At 68.1% G+C, this 24,022-nt stretch carries 15 protein-coding genes; 3 read left to right on the top strand and 12 right to left on the bottom strand.

The window, feature by feature from the left end; genetic code table 11:
• Window positions 1-67: 67 nt before the first annotated feature.
• The 4 genes from EV580_RS01470 to EV580_RS01485 all read right to left on the bottom strand — a co-directional run bounded on the left by EV580_RS01470 (window position 68) and on the right by EV580_RS01485 (window position 11,349).
• A complete protein-coding gene (locus EV580_RS01470) occupies window positions 68-4,711 on the bottom strand; it encodes an Ig-like domain-containing protein (protein WP_133689387.1) in 4,644 nt (1,547 codons plus the stop codon).
• 260 nt (window positions 4,712-4,971) lie between these two features.
• On the bottom strand, window positions 4,972-6,312 hold the full coding sequence (locus EV580_RS01475; protein ID WP_133689388.1) for an Ig-like domain-containing protein: 1,341 nt from the start codon (window positions 6,310-6,312) through the stop codon (window positions 4,972-4,974).
• Window positions 6,313-6,504: 192 nt separating this feature from the next.
• Complete coding sequence (locus tag EV580_RS01480) at window positions 6,505-10,434, bottom strand: beta strand repeat-containing protein (protein ID WP_133689389.1); 3,930 nt, start codon at window positions 10,432-10,434, stop codon at window positions 6,505-6,507.
• 315 nt (window positions 10,435-10,749) lie between these two features.
• The gene (locus EV580_RS01485; protein WP_133689390.1) at window positions 10,750-11,349 is read right to left on the bottom strand and encodes a riboflavin synthase; all 600 of its coding nucleotides are present in this window, start codon (window positions 11,347-11,349) and stop codon (window positions 10,750-10,752) included.
• A 130-nt stretch (window positions 11,350-11,479) separates the two neighbouring features.
• On the opposite strand from EV580_RS01485, the gene EV580_RS01490 reads away from it, so the two are divergent.
• Window positions 11,480-12,178 (top strand): LppX_LprAFG lipoprotein, encoded by a 699-nt coding sequence (locus EV580_RS01490; protein WP_166654553.1) that lies wholly within the window; start codon window positions 11,480-11,482, stop codon window positions 12,176-12,178.
• Between the two features lie 11 nt (window positions 12,179-12,189).
• Window positions 12,190-13,749 (top strand): MFS transporter, encoded by a 1,560-nt coding sequence (locus EV580_RS01495; RefSeq protein WP_133689392.1) that lies wholly within the window; start codon window positions 12,190-12,192, stop codon window positions 13,747-13,749.
• Here the strand turns inward: EV580_RS01495 and lysA are convergent.
• Window positions 13,746-14,999, bottom strand: coding sequence for a diaminopimelate decarboxylase (gene lysA / locus EV580_RS01500; RefSeq protein ID WP_133689393.1), 1,254 nt, complete (start codon window positions 14,997-14,999; stop codon window positions 13,746-13,748). The genes EV580_RS01495 and lysA overlap by 4 nt on opposite strands.
• A 60-nt stretch (window positions 15,000-15,059) precedes the next feature.
• Between lysA and EV580_RS01505 the strand changes: the two genes are divergently transcribed.
• Window positions 15,060-15,614 carry a type 1 glutamine amidotransferase domain-containing protein gene (locus EV580_RS01505; protein WP_133689394.1) on the top strand — a complete coding sequence of 185 codons (555 nt, stop codon included), beginning with the start codon at window positions 15,060-15,062 and terminating at the stop codon, window positions 15,612-15,614.
• On the opposite strand, the gene ribD is transcribed toward EV580_RS01505, so the two are convergent.
• Genes ribD through EV580_RS01540 form a run of 7 tightly spaced genes read right to left on the bottom strand, consistent with a single transcriptional unit; the run spans window position 15,611 to window position 23,995 of the window.
• Window positions 15,611-16,618, bottom strand: a complete 1,008-nt coding sequence (gene ribD, locus EV580_RS01510) for a bifunctional diaminohydroxyphosphoribosylaminopyrimidine deaminase/5-amino-6-(5-phosphoribosylamino)uracil reductase RibD (RefSeq protein WP_133689395.1) — start codon at window positions 16,616-16,618, stop codon at window positions 15,611-15,613. The genes EV580_RS01505 and ribD overlap by 4 nt on opposite strands.
• Window positions 16,615-17,289, bottom strand: coding sequence for a ribulose-phosphate 3-epimerase (rpe, locus tag EV580_RS01515; RefSeq protein ID WP_133689396.1), 675 nt, complete (start codon window positions 17,287-17,289; stop codon window positions 16,615-16,617). The genes ribD and rpe overlap by 4 nt, the downstream gene beginning before the upstream one ends.
• A gap of 11 nt (window positions 17,290-17,300) precedes the next feature.
• A complete protein-coding gene (locus tag EV580_RS01520) occupies window positions 17,301-18,701 on the bottom strand; it encodes an RsmB/NOP family class I SAM-dependent RNA methyltransferase (protein WP_133689397.1) in 1,401 nt (466 codons plus the stop codon).
• Window positions 18,698-19,627 carry a methionyl-tRNA formyltransferase gene (gene fmt / locus EV580_RS01525; RefSeq protein WP_133689398.1) on the bottom strand — a complete coding sequence of 310 codons (930 nt, stop codon included), beginning with the start codon at window positions 19,625-19,627 and terminating at the stop codon, window positions 18,698-18,700. The genes EV580_RS01520 and fmt overlap by 4 nt, the downstream gene beginning before the upstream one ends.
• A 4-nt stretch (window positions 19,628-19,631) precedes the next feature.
• Complete coding sequence (locus EV580_RS01530; protein WP_133689399.1) at window positions 19,632-20,168, bottom strand: LemA family protein; 537 nt, start codon at window positions 20,166-20,168, stop codon at window positions 19,632-19,634.
• A complete protein-coding gene (locus EV580_RS01535) occupies window positions 20,162-21,970 on the bottom strand; it encodes a DUF2207 domain-containing protein (RefSeq protein WP_133689400.1) in 1,809 nt (602 codons plus the stop codon). Before EV580_RS01535 ends, EV580_RS01530 begins: the two co-directional genes overlap by 7 nt.
• Before the next feature lie 27 nt (window positions 21,971-21,997).
• Complete coding sequence (locus EV580_RS01540) at window positions 21,998-23,995, bottom strand: primosomal protein N' (protein WP_133689401.1); 1,998 nt, start codon at window positions 23,993-23,995, stop codon at window positions 21,998-22,000.
• Between the last annotated feature and the right edge of the window lie 27 nt (window positions 23,996-24,022).

The following is a 24,022-nucleotide window of genomic DNA, read 5'->3' on the forward strand; positions in this document are numbered from 1 at the left end:
GGTAGGTCGTATCGATCACGCCGTTGACGACACGGTAGTAGCCGTCGTAGACGGTGTCGGAGCGAGATCAGACCTGCTTCTGGCCCGGCGTGCTGGTCACCACGCCGTTGGAGGTCCTCCAGTACCCGTCGTAGACGGTGATGGTGAAGGAGGAGAACTTGGTGAGGGCGGCGGTGCCGAGGTTGAGGCTGCCGGTCAGGGAGTCCCCGGTGGAGACGATGTACCCCGAGCCGGGGTTGGCGTCATTGGGCGGGGCGCTGAGTTTCGTGGTCGAGATCGTCTCACCATCGGGATCGGTCGCTTTGATGGAGGTCCAGCTATTGCCGACCTTGACTGCGCTCGTAGTCGGGTCCCTGTTTTCGGCGTAGATCGGGACGACCACCGTGACGGTGCTGGTGCCGCCGTAGCCGTCGGTGACGGTGAAGTTGAACCAGTCCGTCTTTTGCGCCGCGGTGGCCCCCATCTTGGCCGCGGCGTGGAAGTAGGCCGCGCTCTGGCTGATCGAGTACGACATGGTGCCGTTGGAGTTGACGGTCACCGTGCCGCCGTTGGCGGTGGTGATGGTGCCGCCGCTGGCCAGGGCGAAGGTCGTGCCGCTGCCATCGAACTTGTTGTTGATCAGTAGTGCGTCGGAGTCGGCGTCGCTGGCGGCGAATGTCAGGCCGGTGATCGTCTGGACTCCGGCCGCGTTGGGGTTGGTCTTGGATCCCGGACCGGACACCGTGACCGTCCCGGAGCTGCCGTTGACCGTCACCGCGGGCGCATTGTTGCTCACCGACGGGGCGACGTTGATCGTGGCGATGATCACCGACTTGCCGGTGGCATCGGTGGCCTTGATGGTGAACGAATCGTTCGGGGTCGTGCTGTGGCCAAGGCCTGCGGTCCGCGTGTAGGTGTACGTGCCGTTGGCGTTGACCACCACGCTGCCCTTCGACGGACCGGTGCCCAGGCTGTAGGTCAGCCCCAGCCCGGTGTCGCCTGCGGGGACGTTCAGTGAGCCGTTCGTAACGCCCGCAACCCCGTTGGTGTTCGTCTGCGGCGACGGAGTGGTCAGCCCGCTGAGAGTGACTGTCGCCGTGGCGGTTCCACCGTGATTGTCGGACACCTGCACCTGGAACGTATCCGACGTGACGCCGGACTTCGGAATGTACGTGAACGAGGTACCGGACATCGTCACGATGCCGCCGTTGGAGCCGTACACCGAGCCGCCGGTGGTACCGACCAGCGTGTAGGTCAGGCCGTCGCCGTCGCCATCGGAGCCGCCGTTGATCGTGCCGCGCACCACGCCGAGGCCGCTCGTGTTCGAGCTGGCCACGCTTCCGCTCAAAGTCGGTGCGGCGTTCTGCTTTTCGATCGGAATGCCGTAGGTCACCGCGGTGGTGCCACCGAAGGCGTCACTGACGTTGATCGTGAACGTGTCGCCGGGGTCACCGGTGACGGCATGGTCGTGCCAGTAGCTGTCCGAGACGCCGAACCACGCGTACTTCTGGATCGTGTAGCTGAACGTGCCGTTGGCGTTGACGGTGATGGTGCCACCCTGGGCCGTGTTGTACGTACCGGCCGCCCAGGTGAGCGTGTCGCCGTCCGCGTCAGTCGCTTTCAGCGTGCCCGTGGTGTCCTGCTGATCGTTCGGACCGACGACGCGGGTCAGCGACGAACTGCCCACTGTCACACCGTTACCCACCGGCGCGCTGTTCGCGATCGTCGGAGTGACCGTGATCGTCGCGATCGTCACCGTCTTGCCGGTGCCGACCTCCGTCGCCACGATGGTGAACGAGTCGGTCGGGGTCGTGGAATGGCCCAACGTACCTGTGCGGGTGTAGCTGTAGCTGCCGTCGGCATTGACCGTCACGGTGCCCTTCGACGGGCCGGTTCCCAGACTGTAGGTGTACAAGCCATTTTCGCTCGCCGGGACATTGAGATTGCCGGTGACCTTGCCCGGTACGGCGGTACTGACATTCGCCGTCGGCGACGGCGTCGTGAGCCCACTGAGGTTCACCGTCGCCGTTGTCACGCCGCCGTGGCCGTCGTTGACGAGCACCTGGAACGAATCCGACGTGACGCCGACCTTCGGGGTGTAGGTGAACGAACCGTCCGAATTGATCTTGACGATGCCGCCGCTGGCGCTGTACACCGAGCCGCCCGTCGCGCCGATCATGCTGTAGGTCAGGCCATCGCCGTCGCCATCGGAGCCGGCGATGTTGCCGCGCACCACACCCATGCCCGAGGTGGTCTTGTTGTTGATCGTTCCGCTGTCCACTGTGGGCGGCGCGTTGAGCTTCGCGATCGGGACCGAGTACGTCACCGCGGTGACGCCGCCGAAGCCGTCGCTGACGTTGATGGTGAACAAATCTCCGGGGTCGCCGTCGACGGCGTGAGTGTGCCAGTAGGCATTGTGAACTCCGAAGGGGGCGAACACATTCTTGTCGTACGTGAATCGACCGTTCGCGTCGACAACGATCGAACCACCCTGGGTGGTCGTGTAGGTGCCGGCAGCGAACGTCAGCGGGTCGCCGTCGGCGTCCGTGGCGTTGAGCTGACCCGTCGTGTGCTGCTCGTCGCGCGGACCGCCCAGCGCGTTGTAGGTCGGCGCCCCGACGGGAGAGTCCGTCGTCAGACCGGCACCCACCGGCGCGCTGTTGCCCGTGGTCGCGTTGACGTTGACCACGGCGACGGTCACCGTCTTCCCGGAGCTGTCGGTGCCCAGGATCGTGAAAGAGTCCGTCGTGGGCTGCGATCCAGCCGTCGCCGACCTGGTGTAGACGAAAGTGCCGTCGGCGTTCACAACCACGCTGCCCCGCAACGCATTCGGGCCGGTGCCAAGGCTGTAGTTCATCAAGCCGGCGTCGGCGCCGTTGATCACCATGCCGCCGGTCACCTTGCCGGTCTTGGTGTTGAAGGTGGTCACCGGCGACGCGGAACTCACCGGTACCGTCACGCTCGTCGTATAGGTGTAGCCGAAGCTGTCGGTGCTGACGACCTGGAACGAGTCCGTCGTCGCACCCGATGCCCGGTTCGGGATGTAGGTGTAGGCACCGGTGGCGGCATTGAGCTTGACGATGCCGCCATTGGCGGTATACGCAGATCCCCCACTGCCTCCGCTCAGCGCGAAAGTTGTTGGGTTGTCCGGGTTCTGCGGAGTGCTGACCGTGCCGCGAACCACGCCCATCGGCGAGGTGCTGCCGACCGTATTGGTCATCGAACCGATGGCCTGGTTGTAGTAGACGGTCACCGTGACCGTCTTCTGCGTGGTCTGCGTGTCGCCGTCCGGCATGTACGGATGGAGCACGCTGATCTCGCCGTCACCCTGCGCGAGAATCGTCATGGTGAACGTCAGGGTCTTGGGGGTCGAGGGGCCCAGCGGATTCCAGTCCCAGACAGTCCAATTCATCCGGCCGTTCGTGCCGTCGACCACGGTGACGGTGAATCGGCTGTCGTTGGGTTCGGTGAAACCGTACGAGGTGATCGGATCGCCGTCGGCGTCGTAGAACTGGACGTAGCCCGAGACGGTGGTCCCGCTGGCGCCCGGGAGATGCTGACTGGTCTGCTTCATATCGGTCACGACGGGCGCGTGATCGGTCGCCACGTCCTCGAACCGCCGGAAGATCGCGACCACGACGACATACATCGCGAGCGATACCGGGTTCGGGTTGACGAGGTCGATTGTCTTGTCCAGCACGGTCGCCGGGGCGAGGAACGCGCCCGACGCAGCCGAGGTGATCGGGTCGTTCAAGCCATTGATGAGATCGCCCTTGGCCAGTGCGACCATCGCGGCCCCGAGGCTCAGGGCCTCATTCCCCCACGCGATGGGGTCGGGATTCTGCGACATGTTGAAGACGACGATGGCGCCGGCGAGAACCGCGGCCGTCACCGACGCCTGCGTGATGGTCGACGGCGCGCCGTCGACCATCTTGAACGGGGGCACGATCACGTTGAGCAGGCTGGCCGCGCCGTTGACGATGTAGGAGAACCGGTCGGCCGTGATCCGCGACACGAAGAACTGGCTCAGGATGTCGATCGGCATTCTCAGCCACGCGTTGGCGGGCGTCATCGGAGCCGCGAGTAGGGCATTCAGCTGGGCACCCCAGGCATCCAGCGTGGTCTGGAGGGCGTACTGCGCCGGCGTGGTGATCGGGCCGGCACCGGCCTGACCGTCCGACACTTCGCCGTTGAGCACGTAAGCCGGGGTGGCCGCCGCCGACGGGACCTTGGCAGCAGCCCTGGCCGATGTCGTCTTCGCGACGACCGCCTCGGTCGCGGGCGAATCCGGCGTCACGGAGACCGTCACGGTGGGGGTGTCGCCGGGCGCCGCCGTTGTCATCGTCGTGACGGGTGTGGTGCTGTCTGTCGGATCGCTGCTCGGCACCAGCGCGCGGCCCGAGCCGGTCGAACGGACGGACCCGGTGGCCCCACTGTTGGAGGCCGCCGCGGGCGCCTTGGCCGTCGAGCGGGTGCGCGCAGGTCCGGCGGATCCCTTTTTGGGAGTCGCCGAGTGGCTGGAATTGCTGCCGGCATTGCCCGTAGATCCGGAATCCGAGGATCCGCCATCGGTGGACGCAGCGGCCACGCCCTGTCCGACACCTGCCGCCAGACCCAGACCGATGGCCGCGGCGAACAGGCTGTTTTGCGCCGTGCGCCTGCCGTTGTGAGCCGAGCGCTTCCGGTGGCGGGCAGCCTGTTTCCGGTGGCGTCCCACCCGCTTGTTACTCACCGAATCTCCCGACGCGACCGATGGGTGACGGAATCCACACACGCCCGTGCACGGAGATGAACGTCACTTGAACCGGCCCGCAACGTAACACTGCTTACAGCTTTTTGCCAAAGCTTGTCTCAGTCAAGTTTTTAAGAAATTCGTTCACCTGCGGTTTTAATCCATATTTGACAGTTTTGTGTCGCGTGTCGATGCTGAGCATGTGCACAGCAAGCGAGGTTTAGCAAATTTGCAAACTGGAATAATTTCGACCGCGATCGCTAGATGCTGAGCGACCCGTCGTAATTGACGGTGATGGTGACCGTGACGGTATGGCCATTGGGGGCGTAGGGATGGCTGAGCCCCAGATCGAGCGCCTGGCCGGCGGTGTCGTCGATCGTGACGTCGAACGAGTCGGTGTCGTCGGCCAGCAGGTTAGACGTGCGGGTATAGACCCACGAGCCATCGGCATTGACCACGACGATGCCGTTCGTCGGTTGGCTGTACGTGTAGATCAGCGGGTCCTCGTCGGCGTCGGTCGCGTTGACATTGCCGGAGACGACGAGCAGCAGCTGCCCGGTCTGGGTGTTGTTGCTCGTCGGGAGATGGTTGAGGGCCACCCACTTGTACCGGTCGTAACACGCCACCAGCGCGACGTAGGCGATCAGGGAGAAGAAATTCGGCGTCGCACCGGTTGCGAACGTCATGTTCAGGATGCTGCCGGGGTCCGTGGCGCCGGCCGTCCCGCCCTCGGTGGCAGCGTCGCGCCAGTGTTCCGGGTTGAAATCGCCCGCCAGCAGCTCGTCGAGTACCTTGACCAGCGCGCCGACGGCTGCCGCCGCCACCTGGGCCTTGGTCAGGGTGAGGTTCTGCGGGGACTTGATCTTGTACGGCGGCACGATCCGGTTCAGGAAGGAACCGAACACGTTGAGGCCGTCGCCGAATGTATAGGCGGGGTCGATCGGCTGCAGGAACAGATGCACGATGCTCATGAGGTCACGCATCCACCGGGTGGCCGGGGTGGGGTGCGCGTAGAAGAAGTCGATCGTGGCGGTGTGGGCGTCGAGGGCCTGTTCCAGGGTGTAGTTCGCGGGTGTGACGAAGGTGAATGTCGGCGGCTCGGGCCAGCCCTTCAGCTGATCCAGAATCGCGTTGAGCGTGGCGATGAACTGGGCGGGCGACCCCAGCGGTGCGTCCGACGCCGATGCGGTCTTCGTGGCGCCCGCCGCTTTGGTCGAGGCCGCCGGCGCAGAGACGATCCGCGCCGAATGCCCGGTGGCCGGCGCGATCTCGGCGTCCAGGGCCGATCGCTTCGCCGTCGCGCGGGTCTTGGCCGGCGCCACGGGCAGCTTGGACCCGGGCCTGCCGCTGACAGCCTTCGGGGCCGGCGGCTGGTTTCCCCTCGCGGGCCCGGCCGACGGTGACTTGCCCGCGGACGCGGAGTTCGACGACGCGCCGGTGCTGGCGGACGCGGTGGCCTGGCCGCCGGCAAGCGCCGCGGCGAGTCCGACCCCAACCGCGCCGATACCGAGCAATTGCGCGTAGTTCGACGCGTCGAAGGTCGAAGGTTTGCGATGACGACCCTTGCCCCGGCGTGGCTTCCGAGGACTGGAGGCGGCCATGGCAGCTCCTTTGCTCCGTCACAAGACGTACCGTCCCGCAACGTAACATCGGCCGGCCGCCTCACGCGGGACAATTAACGCTGAAAACTCAAGCAATCTGCTGAACAGCCCGTTCCGCGATTCTGGTCCGTGCTCGTACCGCTTGACACCCGGCGGGTGGTAGACGTGGTGCGATCGGATAGCAAACGCCGCTCAGGCGACCGTATACGTCCTGGAGTTACTGGACAGTGCGGCGGTGACCGCGCCCCCGCTCACGACGTAGTAGCCGTCGTAGACCGTGATCGTGACCACGGTGCCGCTGCTGGCGCCGCTGGTGGACAGGGTCAGCCAGAACGAGTCGTAGGTCGCAGTCCCCTGCGTGGAGGTGACCACATACGTCAGGTCGTCACTGTCGCTGTCGCTCGCGTTGCCGACCCCGGTCCAGTAATTGCCCCACCGGGTGCCACCCGAGGTGGTGCCCGGGGCTGAGTTTTGCGCATAGATCGGCACGGTCGCCGTATAGGACGTCGAGCCGCCGAAGGCATCACTGACCGTTGCGGTGAACGTGTCATTCACCGCGGTGCCGGTGGCCCCGACCTTGGCTGCCGCGTGGTAGTACGAATAGCCCTTGCTGATGGTGTAGTTGAACGTTCCGTCGGCGTTGACGATCACCGTGCCGCCGTTGGCCGTCGTGAACGTGCCGGCGGTGTAGGTGAGGGTATCGCCGTCGGCATCGTTGGCATGCAGTGTGCCGGTGGAGGTCTGATTGAGATTGCCGATGCCGAGCACACGGTTGTCTTGCAGGTTGGACGAGCCGATCGTCGTCGTGCCGGGCGTCGGGGCCGCGTTGGTCACCGTCGGGTTGACGTTGATCGTCGCGATGATGACCGACTTGCCGGAGGCGTCCGTCGCCTTGATCGTGAACGAATCGTTCGGAGTGGTCGTGTGCCCCAGCCCTGCGGTGCGGGTGTAGGTGTAGGTGCCGTTGGAGTTGACGACCACGCTGCCCTTCGACGGTCCGCTGCCCAGGCTGTAGGTCAACCCCAGCCCGGTGTCGCCGCCAGGGACATTCAGCGAGCCGTTGACCACACCGATCGAGGTGTTGGTATTCGTCTGCGGCGACGGCGTTGTCAGCCCGCTCAGCGTGACCGTCGACGTCGTCACTCCGCCATGACCGTCGTCGACCCGCACCTGGAAGGTGTCCGACGTGACCCCGGACTTGGGAATGTAGGTGAACGAGGTGCCGCTCATCGTGACGATGCCACCATTTGACCCGTACACCGATCCCCCGCTGGCATTGACCAAGCTGTAGGTCAGCGTGTCGCCGTCGCCGTCAGAGGCACTGGCGATGGTGCCGCGCACGACACCGAGGCCGCTGGTGCTCGAACTGCTCACGGATCCGCTCAACGTCGGTGCGGCGTTTTGCTTTTCGATCGGAATCCCGTAGGTCACGTTGGTCGTGGCGCCGAAGGCGTCAGTGACCGCGATCGTGACCGTGTCACCGGGGTCCCCGGGCACCGCATGGTCGTGCCAGTAGCTGTCCGACACACCGAACCAGGCGTACTTCTGGTTCGTGTAGGTGAACGTGCCATTGGCGCTCACCGTGATGGTGCCACCCTGAGCGGTGCCGTAGGTGCCGGCGGCCCAGGTGAGCGAATCACCTTCGGCGTCAGTCGCTTTCAGCGTGCCTGAAGTATCTTGCCGGTCGTACGGGCCGAATATCCGGGTCAGCGACGAACTACCCACTGTCACACCGGTACCCACCGGCGCGCTGTTGACCACCGAAGGATTGACAGCCAGTTTCAGGGTGACGGTGCGGCCGGCGGCGTCGGTGGCGATCACCGTGACCACATCGCTGTTCGCCGTCGTACGGCCGACGCTCGAGGTATACGTGAAGGCGCCGGTTATCGGGTTGAAGGACGTCACGGTGCCCCTCGTCGGGCTGGCGCCCAACGCGTAACTGGTGAAGATGCCGGCATCGCCGCTCGGGACCGGTACCGAACCGGTCACGACGTAAGGCGTCGAGGTATTGAGATTGCCGGGGGTGATCGACGTGGTGTTGGCCACCGTGACGGTCGCGATCGTGGTGCCACCGTGGCCGTCGGTCATCTGTACCTGGAAGCTCTGCGTGGCCCCGGCGGTCGCCGACGACACGTAGGTGAAGGCGCCGGTGGTCGCGTTGAGGGTGACGATGCCGCCGTTCCCGGCGCCGTTCTTGGTGTAGGCGGAGTTGTTGCTCAGGCCGTTGACCGAGGACCCGACCAGCGAGTACGTCAAGGTGTCGCCGTCAGAGTCGCTGCCACCGACGCTGCCCCGCACCACACCCAGGCCGTCGGCGGCACCCGTCGTCGGAGACGCGGTGGGCGCGCTGTTCGATCCGTCGATGATCTGGATCTTGAAGGTGAGGGTGTAGTTGACGCCGTCGGCGGATGTCACCGGGATGTTCACGGTGTCGTATCGGTCGGCCTCGTTTTCCGACGTCGCCCGGTGGAAGAACGCCGCGCCGGGCAGCGTGTTCGTATACGTGAACCCACCGCCGCTGGTGTTGATGGTGACCAGGCCACCGCCTGCCGAGGTGAAGGTCCCGAGCAGCGACGTCCCGAAGTCCACCGGCCTGCCGTCGGGATCGACCGCATGGAAGGTGCCGGCCGCATACTCGGAGCGGGTGCTGTCGCCGCCCAAACTCAGTGTGTAGAGCCAACTGTCATAGGTCGTGCTCGTCGTGAACGTCGTCAGGACGGCAACTTCCTGGAACCGCTTGTACATGGCGACCAACGCGACATAGGCCACCACCGTGAACGGATTGACCTGCGCGGCAGTCCATGTCGGCAGCGTGATGTTCCAAGCCCGGGTCGGGTCGTAGTAGGCACCACCGTCGCTGAGTCCGAGGGTCAGGATGGCCGCAGCCTGCGCCGCGGCGATCTTGGTTTCGAGGCTGGTGGAGTTGGTGAGGTCAGCCCTCGTGACGGTGGCGCCGGTCGTCGCCTTGATGACGTCGATCTCCCACTGGGCCGGGTCATAGACACCGTTGAGCATGTCGGTCAGGACCGTCGCCGTGCCGACGACGGCAGCGCCCATGATCTTGTACTGCGTGATGATGCCGAAGGTCCCCGCCCCTGGGGCGATGTTGAACGGCGGCACGATCCGGTTGAGGAAGTCACCCCACGCGTTGAGGGTGTCGGAGAACGAATAGCTGGGGATCGAGGGCTTGACGAACATTCCCAGGATGCTGCTGAGGTCGGGAATCCACCGGGCCGGGCTGCCCGCGATCGCGTTGGCGATCAAAGCGTCGAGCTGGTTGTCGAGGGTGTCGAGGTTCTGGTCGGTCACATAGTTGGTGATCGTGACGAAGTTGTGGGGCAAGCCGGGCCAACCGGCGAGTCGGTCGACCGCCCTGGTCAGCACACCCATGAAATACCAAGCCGCCGAACCTGCTTCGGCGGTCGCCGCGGCGGTCGGTGTCGCCGATGCGGCCGCGCTGGGGGCGGCGCCCGACGGAGCCGCAAAGAGATCGTGCAGGCTTGCGGCGATCGGCGCGACAGACAACCGGATCGAACGTTCGAGATCCCTTGTCGCGTTAGCTATTTCGTCGCCGAGTCCGGCGCCGACACGATGGACGACCCGCGTCGCCAACTCCGACAGCTCAGTGAGGAGACGCGTGCCGTCGACATTGACCGGCGGAGGCGTCGGTAGCCGAACGGGGCCTCCGACCGGGCCGAGCCCGATCGAGTCCAGTGCATCGTTGAGGGCTCGGACATAGGGCGTCGGTGCCGCGACCGCGGCGGCGCTGCGTGTCGCAGTGGCCGGTACAGCCGAAGGCGCGGACACGGTGAGCGGAGCGGCCGGCTTGCGTTTGGAAGACTCCGACTGGCCGACCCGCGCGGACGGGCTACGCGGACCGGCGGCGGCCTTCGACGTACTGCGGTCGGATTTCCCATGACCTGTGCTCGCACCCGGATTTGCGGACTGCGAGTCGTCCGGAGCTGCCGAGGCAATGGCCTGGCTACCGACGATCGCCGCACCCAGCCCGACACCGACGGCGCCGACGCGCAACCACTGAGCACAGTTCGACGACTCGAACGCAGAGGGCTTGCGGTGACGACCAGTAGTCCCGCGCCGTTTCCGCGGACTAGTGGCAGCCATCCCACCTCCTTCACTCGCAGTGTGTTCACGCCGACACAGTCACTCCGGAAGACCCCTGTTGGGGACACGCGGAGGCCTGTGACGCGACTCGCACACATTGCTTGGGTGAGGCGCACCTTACGTTCGTCCGGCAACCTAACACGGACATTCATTTTCGCCAAGGACAATTACAGCCCCGGGCGCGACTGATCGCTTGAACAGGGCTTTCGCCGGGTTTAACTGCGAAAAACCGGACGGCTTAGCTCCACTTATTTGCGAAAAAGCGTAAATCCAGCAAATTTTGGTACTGATCAATTGATCAGTGGTTTGCCAGTCTTACCGGCCGCGATCGCTGAGCAGTCGCTCCACGTATTTGGCGATGACGTCCACTTCGAGGTTCACCGGCGTGCCGACGGGCGCGCGACCCAGCGTGGTCAGCGCCAAGGTTGTCGGAATCAACGAGACCTCGAACCAGTCGTCGCCGAGACCCGACACGGTCAGCGAGATGCCGTCGACGGTGATCGAGCCCTTCTCCACGACGTAGCGAGACAGTTCGGGCGGCAGCGCGACCCGAACCACCTCCCAGTGCTCGGAGGGCGAGCGGGACACCACGTGCCCGGTGCCGTCGACGTGGCCCTGGACGATATGGCCGCCGAGGCGGCTGTTGACCGCCGCGGCCCGCTCCAGGTTCACCGCGCTGCCGACGTCGACTGCGGCGAGGCTGGACCGGTTGAGCGTCTCGGCCATCACGTCGGCACTGAACTGACCGTCGGGCAGCACGTCGACCACCGTCAGGCACACGCCGTTGACGGCGATCGAGTCGCCGTGGCGGGCGTCGGCGGTGACGACGGGCCCGCGAATGACGAATCGGGCGGAGTCGGCCAGCTCGTCCTTGCCTACGACCTCACCCAGTTCTTCGACGATTCCGGTGAACACGCGCCCAATCTAGCCCGGCCCCGGCGACACTCGCTTAGCCCCACTAAAATCGCAGGTCAGAGCCGATAAGGCCGGGTAATCCCCACCTGGGCCATGACTCCGCGTCGGCGCGACCCTCTACGATGCACCTATGCCGACGTGCCGCCGAATGTTTGCCGTCCTTGTCGCCCTCCTCGCCACAGCAGCCCTGTTCGTCGCGGGCTGCTCGTCGTCGTCCAAGCCCTCTGAGCCGCTGCCCGACGCCGCCGGACTGCTGCAACAGTCCATCGCCGTCACCAAGGGCCTCAAGAGCGCCCACCTGGACATCACCGTCGGCGGCAAGATCGAGGGCCTGCCGGTCAAGAAGCTCACCGGTGACCTGACCAACGTGCCTGCCGTCGCGGTGTCGGGGAACTCCACGATCACGATGGGCGGCTCGGACGTCGACATCCAGCTGGTCGTGCTGGACGGCACCCTCTATGCCGCCCTGACGCCCAACAACTGGCTCGACATGGGCCCTGCCAAGGACATCTACGACCCCTCGGTGGTGCTCAACCCCGACAACGGCCTGGCCAACTGGCTGGCCAGTATCACCGATCCCAAGTCGGAGGCCAGCGAGACCATCAACGGCGTGGACACCGTGCGGATCAGCGGCAAGGTCAGCGCCGACGCGATGAACAAGCTGATCCCGCTCAAGGCCACCAACCCGCTGCCCGCCACGGTCTGGGTCCAGAAGGCCGACCCGCATCAGCTGGTGCAGGCCAAGGCCGACACGGGTAACGGCAGCAGCATTCAGATCACGCTGTCGGAGTGGGACAAGCCGGTCACCGTCACCAAGCCCAACGTCTGACGGCGCCGCTCATGGCTGAGTCCGTAGACACCGCCGCCGACCGGGCAACGAGCAGCGGCCGCAGCCGCCGGATCGTGATCAGCGCGGGCAGCCTGGCCGTATTGCTCGGGGCGCTCGACACCTACGTGGTCGTCACGATCATGGTCGACATCATGTCGACGGTCGGCATCCCGGTGAACAAGCTGCAGCAGGTCACCCCGATCATCACCTGGTACATGCTGGGCTATATCGCGGCCATGCCGCTGCTGGGCCGGCTGTCCGACCGGTTCGGACGCAAGCTGATGCTGCAGCTGTCGCTGGTCACCTTCGCCGTGGGCTCGGTGGTGACGGCACTGTCCACCGACTTGACCATGTTGGTGATCGGCCGGCTCGTGCAGGGCATCGCGGCCGGTGCGCTGCTGCCCGTCACGCTGGCACTGGCCGCCGACCTGTGGGCGGCCCGCAGCCGCGCCGCGGTGCTGGGCGGTATCGGTGCCGCCCAGGAGCTGGGCAGCGTGCTGGGCCCGCTGTACGGCATCGGCGTGGTGCTGGCGCTGGGCAAGTGGCAGGACGTGTTCTGGATCAACGTCCCGCTGACCCTGATCGCGATGGTGGCGATCCACTTCAGCCTGCCGTCCCACGACAAGGCCGCGAATCCCGAAAAGGTGGATTTCGTCGGCGGGGTCCTGCTCGCGATCGCGCTGGGCCTGGCCGTCATCGGTCTCTACAACCCGGCGCCCGACGGCAAGCAACTCCTGCCGCCGCACGGCCTTCTGCTCGTGGGCTGTGCCGTCGTGGCCGCGATCGCCTTCTTCGTGTGGGAGAAGTTCGCCCGCACCCGGCTGATCGAGCCTGCGGGCGTCCGGTTCCTCCCGTTCCTCGCCTCGCTGGGGACCTCGCTGTGCGCGGGCGCGGCACTGATGGTCACCCTGGTCAACGTCGAGCTGTTCGGTCAGGGTGTGCTGGGCAAGGACCAGACCCAGGCCGCATTCCTGTTGCTGCACTTCCTGATCGCGCTGCCCGTCGGGGCCCTGATCGGTGGATGGGTGGCCACCAAGATCGGCGACCGGATCGTCGCGGTGGTGGGCATGCTGATCTCGGCGGGCGCCTACTGGCTGGTGTCGGACTGGGGCGTCAACGTGTTGAGTGAGCGCCACGACCTCGGTTTCATCTCGCTTCCGGTGATCGACACCGACCTCGCGCTGGCCGGCATCGGGCTCGGCCTGGTCATCGGTCCGCTCACCTCGGCCGCCCTGCGCGTGGTGCCGGCGGCCCAGCACGGCATCGCGTCGTCGCTGGTCGTGGTGGCCCGCATGACCGGCATGCTGATCGGTGTCGCGGCGCTGAGCGCCTGGGGCCTGTACCGGTTCAACCAGATCCTGGCCACCCTGCCCAGCCCGGGTGGCAACACCTTGGCCGCCAAGCTCGCCGGCGAGGCCGAGCGCTATCGCACCGCGTTCGCCATGCAGTACGGCTCGATCTTCTTCATCACGGTCATCGTGTGCCTGGTCGGTGCGGCGCTGGCCTTGTTCATCGGCGGTAAGACGGCGCACGCCGACGAACCGGACGTCGAAAAGACCCTCGCCGCTTAGACGTCACGGGCCAGCAGGTCCGCCCAGGTGTCCCGGCGCACCACGAGCCGGGCGTCACCGTCCTTCGCGAAGACGACGGGAATCCGGCGCGCGCCGTTGTACTGGTTGGACATCGTGTAGCAGTACGCCCCGGTGACCGGCACGGCAAGCAGGTCGCCGACGGCCGGATTGTCAAGCGGCACACCGTCGATCAGCTCATCGCCGGACTCGCAGTGCCGCCCCACCACCGTGACGATGTCGGCACCGCCCGGCCGGTCGACGAGCGCGGCCTCGAACCGCTGCCCGTACAGCGACACCTCGAGGTTGTCCCCCATCCCGCCGTCGACCGCGACGTGGGTGAGCATGCCGCGCTTGACGGTGGTGACCCGGTAGACCGTGCACGCCGCGGTCGCGGTCATCGAGCGGCCCGGTTCGACGATGATGCGGGCGCCTGCGGGGACCAGCGCGCGGGCCTTGTCGATCATGGCCTGGGCGTAGGCGGCCAGCGACGTCGGATGATCGGCGTACGTGTAGCGGACGCCGAGGCCGCCGCCGAAGTCGTACACGTCGAAGCTGCCGAGCTCGGCGACGGGAGCCACGGCGGCGGCCAGCTGCTCGGCATCGAGCAGCTGGGAGCCGACGTGGGTGTGCACGCCGTCGCAGCGCAGCACCCTGCTGCGACGGATCTTCTCGATTGCCACCAGGGCGTCATCAGGCAGCAGCCCGAACTTCGAACCGGCATGTCCGGTCGCGACGGCCGCGTGCGTGTCGGCCTCGATGCCCGGCACGACCCGCACCAGGCAGGCCTGCCGCCCGCCCGATTCGACGATGCGCTCCAGCCGGTCGATGTCGTCGAAGTTGTCGACCACCACCAGCCCGACACCCTTGGCGACGGCCAGCTCGAGTTCCTCGTCGGTCTTGGCGTTGCCGTGCAACAACATTCGGGCCGGGTCGGCGCCTGCAGCCAGCGCCGTCATGATCTCGCCACCGCCCGCGACGTCGAGCAGCAGACCCTCTTCACTCATCAGGCGCTGAATGGCGGTGCACGGGAACGCTTTTGACGCGAAGGCTACATCGGTGTTCGGCCAGCGACCGCGGAACGCGGCCAGGTAGTCCCTGGACCGTTGGCGCACCGCGTCTTCGGCCACCACCATGACCGGGGTGCCGAACTCCGCGGCGAGTTCATCGAGGCGGCAGCCGCCGACGCTCAGGACGCCATCGTCGATCGCGGATCCGGGCGGGAACAGGCCGAGCACGTCGGGGTCGCTCATCAGGCCATCTTGCTCCACATCGCGGGCATTAACTCGCTGTCGGCGGGTACCCGGCTGTCCATGAGCAACGAACTTTCCGGAAAGCGCATCGCATTCCTGGTCGCCCCCGAGGGCACCGAGCAGGTCGAGCTGACCAAACCGTGGGAGGCTGTCGAACAAGCCGGCGGTACGCCGGAACTGGTCTCGACCGAAGTCGGCAAGGTCCAGGCGTTCAATCACCTCACCCCGGCCGACACGTTCGAGGCCGACAAGTCGGCCGACTCGGTGTCGGCGACGGACTACGACGGCCTGGTGCTGCCCGGTGGCGTGGCCAATCCGGACCTCCTGCGCACCAAACCGGCAGCAGTCGGCTTGGCCAAGAGCTTCTTCGAGGCGGGTAAGCCGGTGGCCGTCATCTGCCACGGGCCGTGGACGCTGGTCGAAGCCGACGTGGTCCGTGGACGTCGCATCACGTCGTGGCCCAGTGTGCAGACGGATTTGCGCAACGCGGGCGCCGACTGGGTCGACGAGGAGGTCGTGGTGTGCACCGGCGGCCCCAACACGCTGGTGTCCAGCCGCAAGCCCGACGACCTGCCGGCCTTCTGCGCCGAGTTGGTGGCGGCCTTCGCGGGCTAACCCGGGACCAGGCTCAGCAGCAGATCGGGGCCGATCCGGTCGACACCGTCGTACTGCCAGCGCAGCGCCCGCGCGATGCTGGGCACACCGACGTCGTCGACGGCGACGATCGGACCACCGAGCAGGATCGGGCCGACGTAGGCCAGGATCCGGTCGATCGCCCCGGCTCGCAGAAAGGCACCGGCCAGCGTCGGGCCGCCCTCGAGGAGCACATCGGTGCGGTCCGACAGCGCCTGGATCACCTCATGTGGATCATGGGTGCGGATCACCATCGTGCGCGAATCATCGTTCAGCACATTGGCTTCCGGCGAGATTTCGCGCTTGCCGACCACCACCCGCAGTGGCTGGCGCTCCGCCAGTCCCCCGCCGGGCAACCGGGCGGTCAGCGTCGGGTCGTCGATGTCCACGGTGCCGGTACCGACCACGATCGCATCGCACACCGCGCGGCGCACATGTAGATCGGCACGCGCCGCCTCGCTGGTGATCCACTGCGACGAGCCGTCGGCGGCGGCGCTGCGCCCGTCCACGCTGGTGGCGAATTTCCAGGTCACATGTGGCCGGCCGGTGCGTTGTTTGTGCAGCCATTCCCGCAGTGGTCCGCCCGCGACCTCTTCGGCGCCCACCCCGGCGGTCACCGTGATCCCGGCCGCGCGCAGCCGGTCGGCACCGCCGGCGGCCACGGGATTGGGGTCGGCGACGGCGTAGACCACCGCCGCCACCCCGGCCTCGATCAGGGCGTCGACGCAGGGCGGGGTGCGGCCGTGGTGATTGCACGGCTCCATGGTGACGACGGCAGTGCCGCCTGCCGCCCGCTCCCCTGCCTCACGAAGGGCCATCACCTCCGCGTGCGGCCCACCGGCGGGCTGGGTGCCACCGGCCCCGACCAGCTCGCCTGCCGCATTCAGAATGACCGCTCCCACAGGCGGATTCGGATACGTCGTACCCTTCACCTGCTGGGCTCGGGTGATGGCCAGCCGCATCGCGGCCTCGACCGCCGCCGTCATATCCGCAGATGCTGCGAGGCGGTGGCCGCCTGGCGGCGCAGCGCCTCGACCGCGGCGCCGGGATCCGCTGCGCCGTAGACGGCCGAACCCGCCACAAAGCAGTCCACCCCGGCCTCGGCGGCCAGCTCGATGGTGTCGGCGTTGATACCGCCGTCGATCTCGACCAGGATCGTCAGCTCACCGGAATCGACGAGCCGCCGCGCCGTCGTGACCTTCGAGAGCACCTCGGCGATGAAGCTCTGCCCGCCGAAGCCCGGTTCGACCGACATCACCAGCAGGGTGTCGAAGTCGCGCAGGATCTCCAGGTAGGGCTCCAGCGGGGTGCCCGGCTTGACCGACAGGCCGGCCTTGGCGCCGGCCGCCCGGATGTCGCGGGCCACCGCGACCGGGTTGTCGGTGGCCTCGGCGTGGAAGGTGACGTTGTAGGCCCCGGCTTCGGCGTACCCGGGCGCCCAGCGGTCCGGGTTGTCGATCATCAGGTGGCAGTCCATCGGGATGTCGGTGGCGGCCAGCAGGCTCTCGACCACCGGGAGGCCGAGGGTGAGGTTGGGCACGAAGTGGCCGTCCATCACGTCGACGTGCAGCCAGTCGGCACCTTCGACGGCGGCGGCCTCGTCGGCCAGGCGGGCGAAGTCGGCGGACAGGATCGACGGGGCGATCAGGGGTCGCATGGCAGTCAACCTTAGAGGGCCTTCTGCAGGGCAGCCGCGAACATGGCGTCGGTACCGTGCCGGTGCGGCCAGAGCTGGACGTGCGGACCGTCGCCCAGGCGTTCGGCCGGGGCGAACAGCGGCCGGGTGTCCAGGGCGGTGACCGGATGACGCCGCAGCGCGTCGGTGACCACCCCGACGGTCTCGGCCAGGTGCGGCGAGCAGGTGGCGTAGAGGATCACCCCGCCGGGACGGGTCAGGGCGATCGCGGCGGCCAGCAGTTCGCGCTGCAGCTTGGCCAGCACGGGGACGTCGGCCGGGGTGCGCCGCCACCGGGCCTCCGGCCTGCGCCGCAGCGCACCGAGCCCGGTGCAGGGAGCGTCGACCAGCACCCGGTCGAAGCTGCCCGGCGCCAGCTCGGATTCCCGGCCGTCGACGCGCAGTACCTCGACGGGCAGGCCGCGGGTGTTCTGCTCGACCAGGTCGGCGCGCCGCGGCGCCGGTTCGATCGCGGTCACCCGCCCTCCCCGCTGGGCGGCGATCGCGGCGATCAGCGCGGTCTTGCCGCCGGGGCCCGAGCACAGATCCAGCCAACGCCCGCCGTCCTCACCGGCCAGCGGGGCCAGCGTCAACGCCTGCGCCACCAGCTGGCTGCCCTCGTCCTGAACCAGGGCCTTGCCGTCCCGCACCGCGTCGAGCCGGCCGGGGTCACCGCCACCGAGATAGACCGCATACGGCGAATACCGGCCGATGGTCCCGTCGACCTCGGCAGCCAGCTCCTGCGCGGTCAGCACGCCCGGGCGCGCCGCCAAATGCACACCGGGCCGGCCATTGTCGGCGGCCAGGGTGGCGTCGAGCTCCCTCGCGTCGGCGCCGAGCGCGTCGGCGAACGACTGGGCGATCCAGCGCGGGTGGGCGTGCACGAACGCCAGATGCCCCACCGGATCGGTGTCCGTCGACGGAGCCAGCTCGGCCACCCAGGCGGCCTCGTCGCGCCCGGAGATCGTGCGCAACACGCCGTTGACGAAACCCGCTCGGACACTGTCGAATTCGATGCCCGCCTGCTCGACGGTGGTCGACACGGCCGCGTGCTGGGCAACGTTGGTGCGCAGCAGCTGATAACTGCCGAGGCGCAGCAGGTCCAGCAGCACCGGATCGATCTGGTCGACGGGGCGCCCCGCCGCGGCGGCGATGACGGCGTCGAGCAGCCCCAGCGTTCGGCAGCTGCCATAGGCGAGTTCGGTGGCGAATGCCGCATCGCGGCCGTGGATTCCGCGTTCGGCGAGCATCGCGGGCAGTACCAGGTTCGCGTAGGCGTCGCGCTCGGACACCGCGCGCAGCACGTCGAAAGCGGCCCGCCGGGCGGGATCCAGTGGCGTGCGAGAACGTTTGCCGCCCTGCGGCTTTCTTCTGTTGCCGGGACGCTCGCTCATGATGCCCGCACCGTCTCATCCAGCCGGGCACCGCGGGCCCAGTCGGCTGCGTTCATCAGCTTCTTGCCCGGCGGCTGGACCTGGCCCAGCACGACCGGCTGCGACCCGGTCCCGACCCGCACGCCCGACCGGTCCACGGTGATCTCCCCGGGCGCCAGCGGCGCGGCCGCCTCGTCGAGGGTCACCGGACCGACCTTGACCCGCAGGTCACCGATCATCGTCCAGGCACCGGGATTCGGGGTCACCGCGCGGATCCGGCGGTCGACGACATGCGCGGGCAGCTCCCAGGAGATCCGGGCCTGCTCGACGGTGATCTTCGGCGCCACGCTGATGCCCTCGGCGGGCTGCGGCACGGGTGTCAGCGTGGCGTCGGCGATGCCGTCCAGCGTCGCCTCCAGCAGACCCGCACCCGAGACGGCCAGCCGCCCGAGCAGATCGCCCGCGGTGTCGGCGGGCCGTACCGTCTCGGTCACGACACCGTAGACAGGCCCGGAATCCAGGCTGGGCTCGATGAGGAAAGTCGTTGCGCCCGTGACGGTATCGCCGGCGGCCAGGGCGGCCTGCACCGGTGCCGCGCCACGCCATGCCGGCAGCAGCGAGAAGTGCAGGTTGATCCAGCCGTGCGCCGGAACCGCCAGCAGCGCTTCACTGAGCAGCGCGCCGTAAGCGACCACCGCACAGCACTCCGGCGCCAGCTCGGCCAGCTCGGCGATGAATTCGCCGGAGTTGGGGCGCGTGGGGCGCAGCACCGGGATGCCCGCCTCGTCGGCCAGCCGCGCCACCGGTGACGGCGCGGGTTTACCGCGGCGGCCTGCGGCGGCGTCCGGGCGGGTCAGCACCGCGATCACGTCGTGGCGCGGTGAGTCGATCAGCCGCTGCAGCGACGGCAGTGCCGGTTCGGGCGTTCCGGCGAAAATGATTCGCATACTTCTACTTTGGCACCTGATAGAACTCACGCTGCGACACCCCGGCCATCCCGGCGACGAACATCGTCGGGATCGTGGTGGTCAACCGGTTGACGGTCGCGACGGCATCGTTGTAGTACTGCCGGGCGAAGGCCAGCTTGTCCTCGGTATCGGCCAGGTTCTGCTGCAGGTTCAAGAAGTTGTTCGAGGAACTCAGCTGCGGGTAGCTCTGCCCGAGGGCAAGCACCTGACCGACGGCGCTGTCGAATTCCTTTTCCGCCGAAGTACGTTGCGCCACAGACTTTCCCGCGGTTGCGGCGGTCAGTGCAGTCTGGGCATCCGCGATGTGATCCAGGACCGCCTTCTCGTGGGCGGCGAAAGTCTGCACAGTGTGCACCAGCCCCGGAATCAGCGAGGCGCGCCGGGTGAGCTGTACGTCGATCCCACCGAGTGCCTCGTCGACCCGGACGTCGGCCGCCCGAACCTTGTTGTAGCCCAGGACGAAGCCGACCAGCACCAGGACCGCGAGCACCAGTACCACGATCAGCACGAAGCTCACCATGAACCGCCTCCTCCTCCACCGCCGCCACCACCGCCACCGCCCCCGCCACCGCCGCCACCGCCGCCACTGCTGGACGATGACGAGGACTGCGAGGCGGTGTAGGCGCCGATCGACGACGACAACGCCGACTCGAAGCTGTCGAAACTAGCACCACCGCTGCTGGCCGCGTGCCAGCTGGTGCCCGACGACGAGTGATACCAGTCCGGCTGCGGGTCGACCTCACCGGTGGTGGTCTGGTACTTGCGCGCCCACAGGGCGGCGACCCCGCCGGCCACCGCGAACGGGATATAGGCGGTGTAGAGGTCCTTGCGGGCGGCGAAGTCGAACCGCGACTCGGCCGAGTCGGTGGACAGCATCCGGTAGAAACCGCCTGCCTGCGACCACAATTCGCGCCCGGCAGCGGTGCGGCGGCTGCCCACCCCCGTGACCCACGACCGGGCCGAGAACAGGAAGAAGACCGCGAACGGCAACCCCCACAAGGTGAACGAGGACCAGACGAAGGCGCACACCGCCAGCACCAGCGCGGCGACGTTGAAGAACCGCAGCCACAACTCCCTCGAGCGCTTGACCATGAGCCCGTCGAACGCCCATTTCATCACCGAGGCGCTCATGTCCGTCTTGGCCTTGGAGAGTTTCTTGCCCGCGGCCACAGTGCCGTTGGCGTCGAACCGGGCGTCGGGTCCGACGATCTTGAGCGCGCTGGCCACGTCCAGACTCACCCGGTCGATATCGGCCCACGCGGCGTATTCGGCGCTGCCGGTGATGCTCCACTTCTTCTCGCTGAGCTGGTGCAGGGTGATCAGCTTGCGCTCGGCCAGGTAGAACAGCGTCGCGGTCACCCCGTTGGCGGGCACCTTCTCGGTGCGGATGTATTCGCACTGCACCGGGCCCAGGCCCGGCGGCGGCGCGTACTGCAGCGGGAAGCCGGGCGACGGCTCGACCGTCGTCCGCCACCAGAGAACGGCGCCGAGGCCCGCTGCCAGCGTCAGGCCGACCAGCCACAGCACCGCAGGCAGTGACCGGCCCAGCACCGGATCCCAGCGGTAGCTCCACGGCAACTCGTCGCGGGCCGGGGTGGGCACGTCGACACCGGCCCGCACCGTGACCGGGGTGCGGGGATCCAGGTCGCTGGCCGACAGGTGGACCCTGTCGCCGCTGACGGTCAGGTCATCGCAGGCCCGCCCGACGCCGTAGCCGACCGAGCACTGGGCGCCGCTGACGCCACCGGGCAGGGTCACGAAGATGTCGGCCCGTTCGATGGTGTTGTTCCACGCCGGAGCGACGACGTTCCAGAAGAACGTCGACCGCGCCGACGGGTCGCCGGTCGAGGACGCGAACTCCTTGCCCGCGCCCGTGCCGCCGGGGTCGAGCACACCGTCGACGGTGTAGCGGATCCGGAAGACGTGAGTGCCGTAGTCGAGGTACTGGTTCGGATCGCCAATCTTGGCTATCCGGAAGCGTTTTCCGCCGTTCCACTGCAACACGTAGGGCACCGGCCGGTCGTCGAGCAGGATCTCGGTGATCCGCGGCTCCTGCCGGACATACGGGCTGTTGGCGTTGGTGACATCCCAGTACCGGAAGATGCCGTGCCGCCCGCTGGGGAATTCGCCGGTGATGATCTCGGTGGCGTCCATCCGGCCGCTGGAGTCGACGACGAATTCGGCGTGGTAGTCGGTGATGACGACGGGGTCGGACGGCGGGCTGCCCTGCGAGTCGCCGGTGAACACCAGCGGCCACAGCAGCCCGAAGACGATGAGCAGCAACGCGATCAAGGACCAGATGACCCGGCCGGTCGCTTTCATGCCGCCTCCCCCGTCAGATAACGGGTCTCACCCTATGTGCAACGGGTCGATCTGTACCCGAACCGCCTCGTGGTCGTGCCGGGCACTGGCGATGGCGATCGCATGCCGCAGCGACGCGGCCAGCCCCAGCCCGTCGTCCTTGGGGACCCGCACGAGCATCCGGATGACCGGTTCGCCCGGCCGGGTGGCGGGCGGGCGGCGCACGCCGGGCGGCAGGTCGACGGGGCCCAGCTGGTCGGCGTCCTCGGGCAGTTCGGCGTGCTCGAGCAGTGCGCTGACCGCACCCGAGCTGCCGTCGACGGCCGCCATGTGCACGCATGGCGGCAGCGCCACCTCGGCCCGGGCCTCCAGTTCGGCCTCGGCATGACCGACGGGATCCCACTTGATCAGCGCCTGCACGGTCGGGATGACCGATTCGGCGACCACCGCCACCACGCCACCGTCGCCGCGGGGCCTGACCTGTGCGGCGGCGGCCATCCAGCGCCGCAGGGTGTCCTCGGCGGCACGCAGGTCCTGGCGGCCCAGCAGCGCCCAGCTGTCCAGCAGCAGCGCGGCGCCGTACCCACCCGGCACGTGCGGCTCCGCCCCCGGCGTCGCGACGACGAGCGCCGGCCCGGGCTCGATCTCGGTGTGCACCGCATCGCCCGCCGAAGTGATCACCGTCGTCCCGGGGAAGGCCCGGCCCATCTCCTCGGCGGTGCGCCGGGCCCCGACGACCACGGCGCGGATCGCGTCTGACCCGCAGCGCCGGCAGCGCAGTGAGCTGTCCATCCGCCCGCACCAGCGGCACACCGCACCGGTGGCATCCCGCTCCGCGAGCGACAACGGCCCCATGCAATGCCTGCAGCGCGCGATCGTCCGGCAGCGGGCGCACGCCACCGACGGCACGTAGCCGCGCCGCGGCACCTGGATCAGCACCGGCGCCTGCTGTTCGAGTGCGCCGCGCGCCGCGCGCAGGGCCAGCGACGGCAGCCGGGCCGAGCGGGCCGCCGGGTCGCGTTCGTCGGCGTAGCCCTCGTCGTCGAGGGCGACCACCCGGGGTGCGGCCGCGCGCACCAGCGGCCGCGGTGCCACCAGGTCGTGCGCCCAGCCGCTCTGCACCAGCGCATGCGCCTCGGCGGTCCGGGCGTAGCCGCCGATCACCGCCGCACAGCGCAGCTGATGGGCTCGCAGCATCGCCACCTCACGCGCGTGCGGGTACGGCGAGCGCGGTTCGGCGAGCGTGTCATCGCCGTCGTCCCAGACGATGACCAGGCCGAGCCGCTCGACGGGGGCGAACACGGCGCTGCGGGTGCCGATGACCAGCCGGGCGTGCCCGCGCAGCGCCGCCAGCCAGCGCCGATAGCGGGCCGAGGGGCCCAGTCCGGCCGACAGGGCCACGACGGCAGCGGCATCGATCCGGGCCGTAGCCGCCTTCCACAGCGCGTCGATATCGCGCTGATCGGGAACCACAGCCAGCACGCCGTAGCCGCCGCTGACGGCGGCCGCGGCGGCTTCGGCGATACGGTCGCACCACTGCTCGCCGGGCAGCGCCTGCCAGACGGCGCGGGCGGCGCGGCCGTCGCGCAGGGCGGTCAGGAACCCTTCGCCGCGGCCGTAGCGAGCCCAGCCGGACGGGTCGACGGGGTCGATGACGGGCAACAGTGGCGGGTCGGCCTGGGTCTTCTCCGCGCGGGCATGCCGGGGTGGAATGGCCAGCCGGAGGACGTCGGGACGGGTGCCTGCGTAGCGGGCGGCGACTGCGTCGACGAGGCGGCGGACCTCGGGGGTAAGCACCGGCTCGGGCGAGATGACCCGGTCCAGCCAGCCGAGCTGGCCGACATGGTCTGTGTCAGAACGGCGTTCGAGCAGGAACGCGTCGACGAGGCGGCCGTGAAACCGGACCCGCACCCGCACCCCGGGCTGAGCGTCGTCGGATTGTTCGGCCGACACCAGATAGTCGAACTCGCGATCCAGATGCGGCACCGACAGCATCGGCAGCACCCGGGCGATGGGTTCGTGCTCGGCGGCGCGCCGGATCGGCATCGTCGAAGACTAACGACGGAGCCGACA

This window comes from Mycobacterium sp. BK086 (genome assembly GCA_004362315.1).
Taxonomy (GTDB): Bacteria; Actinomycetota; Actinomycetes; order Mycobacteriales; family Mycobacteriaceae; genus Mycobacterium.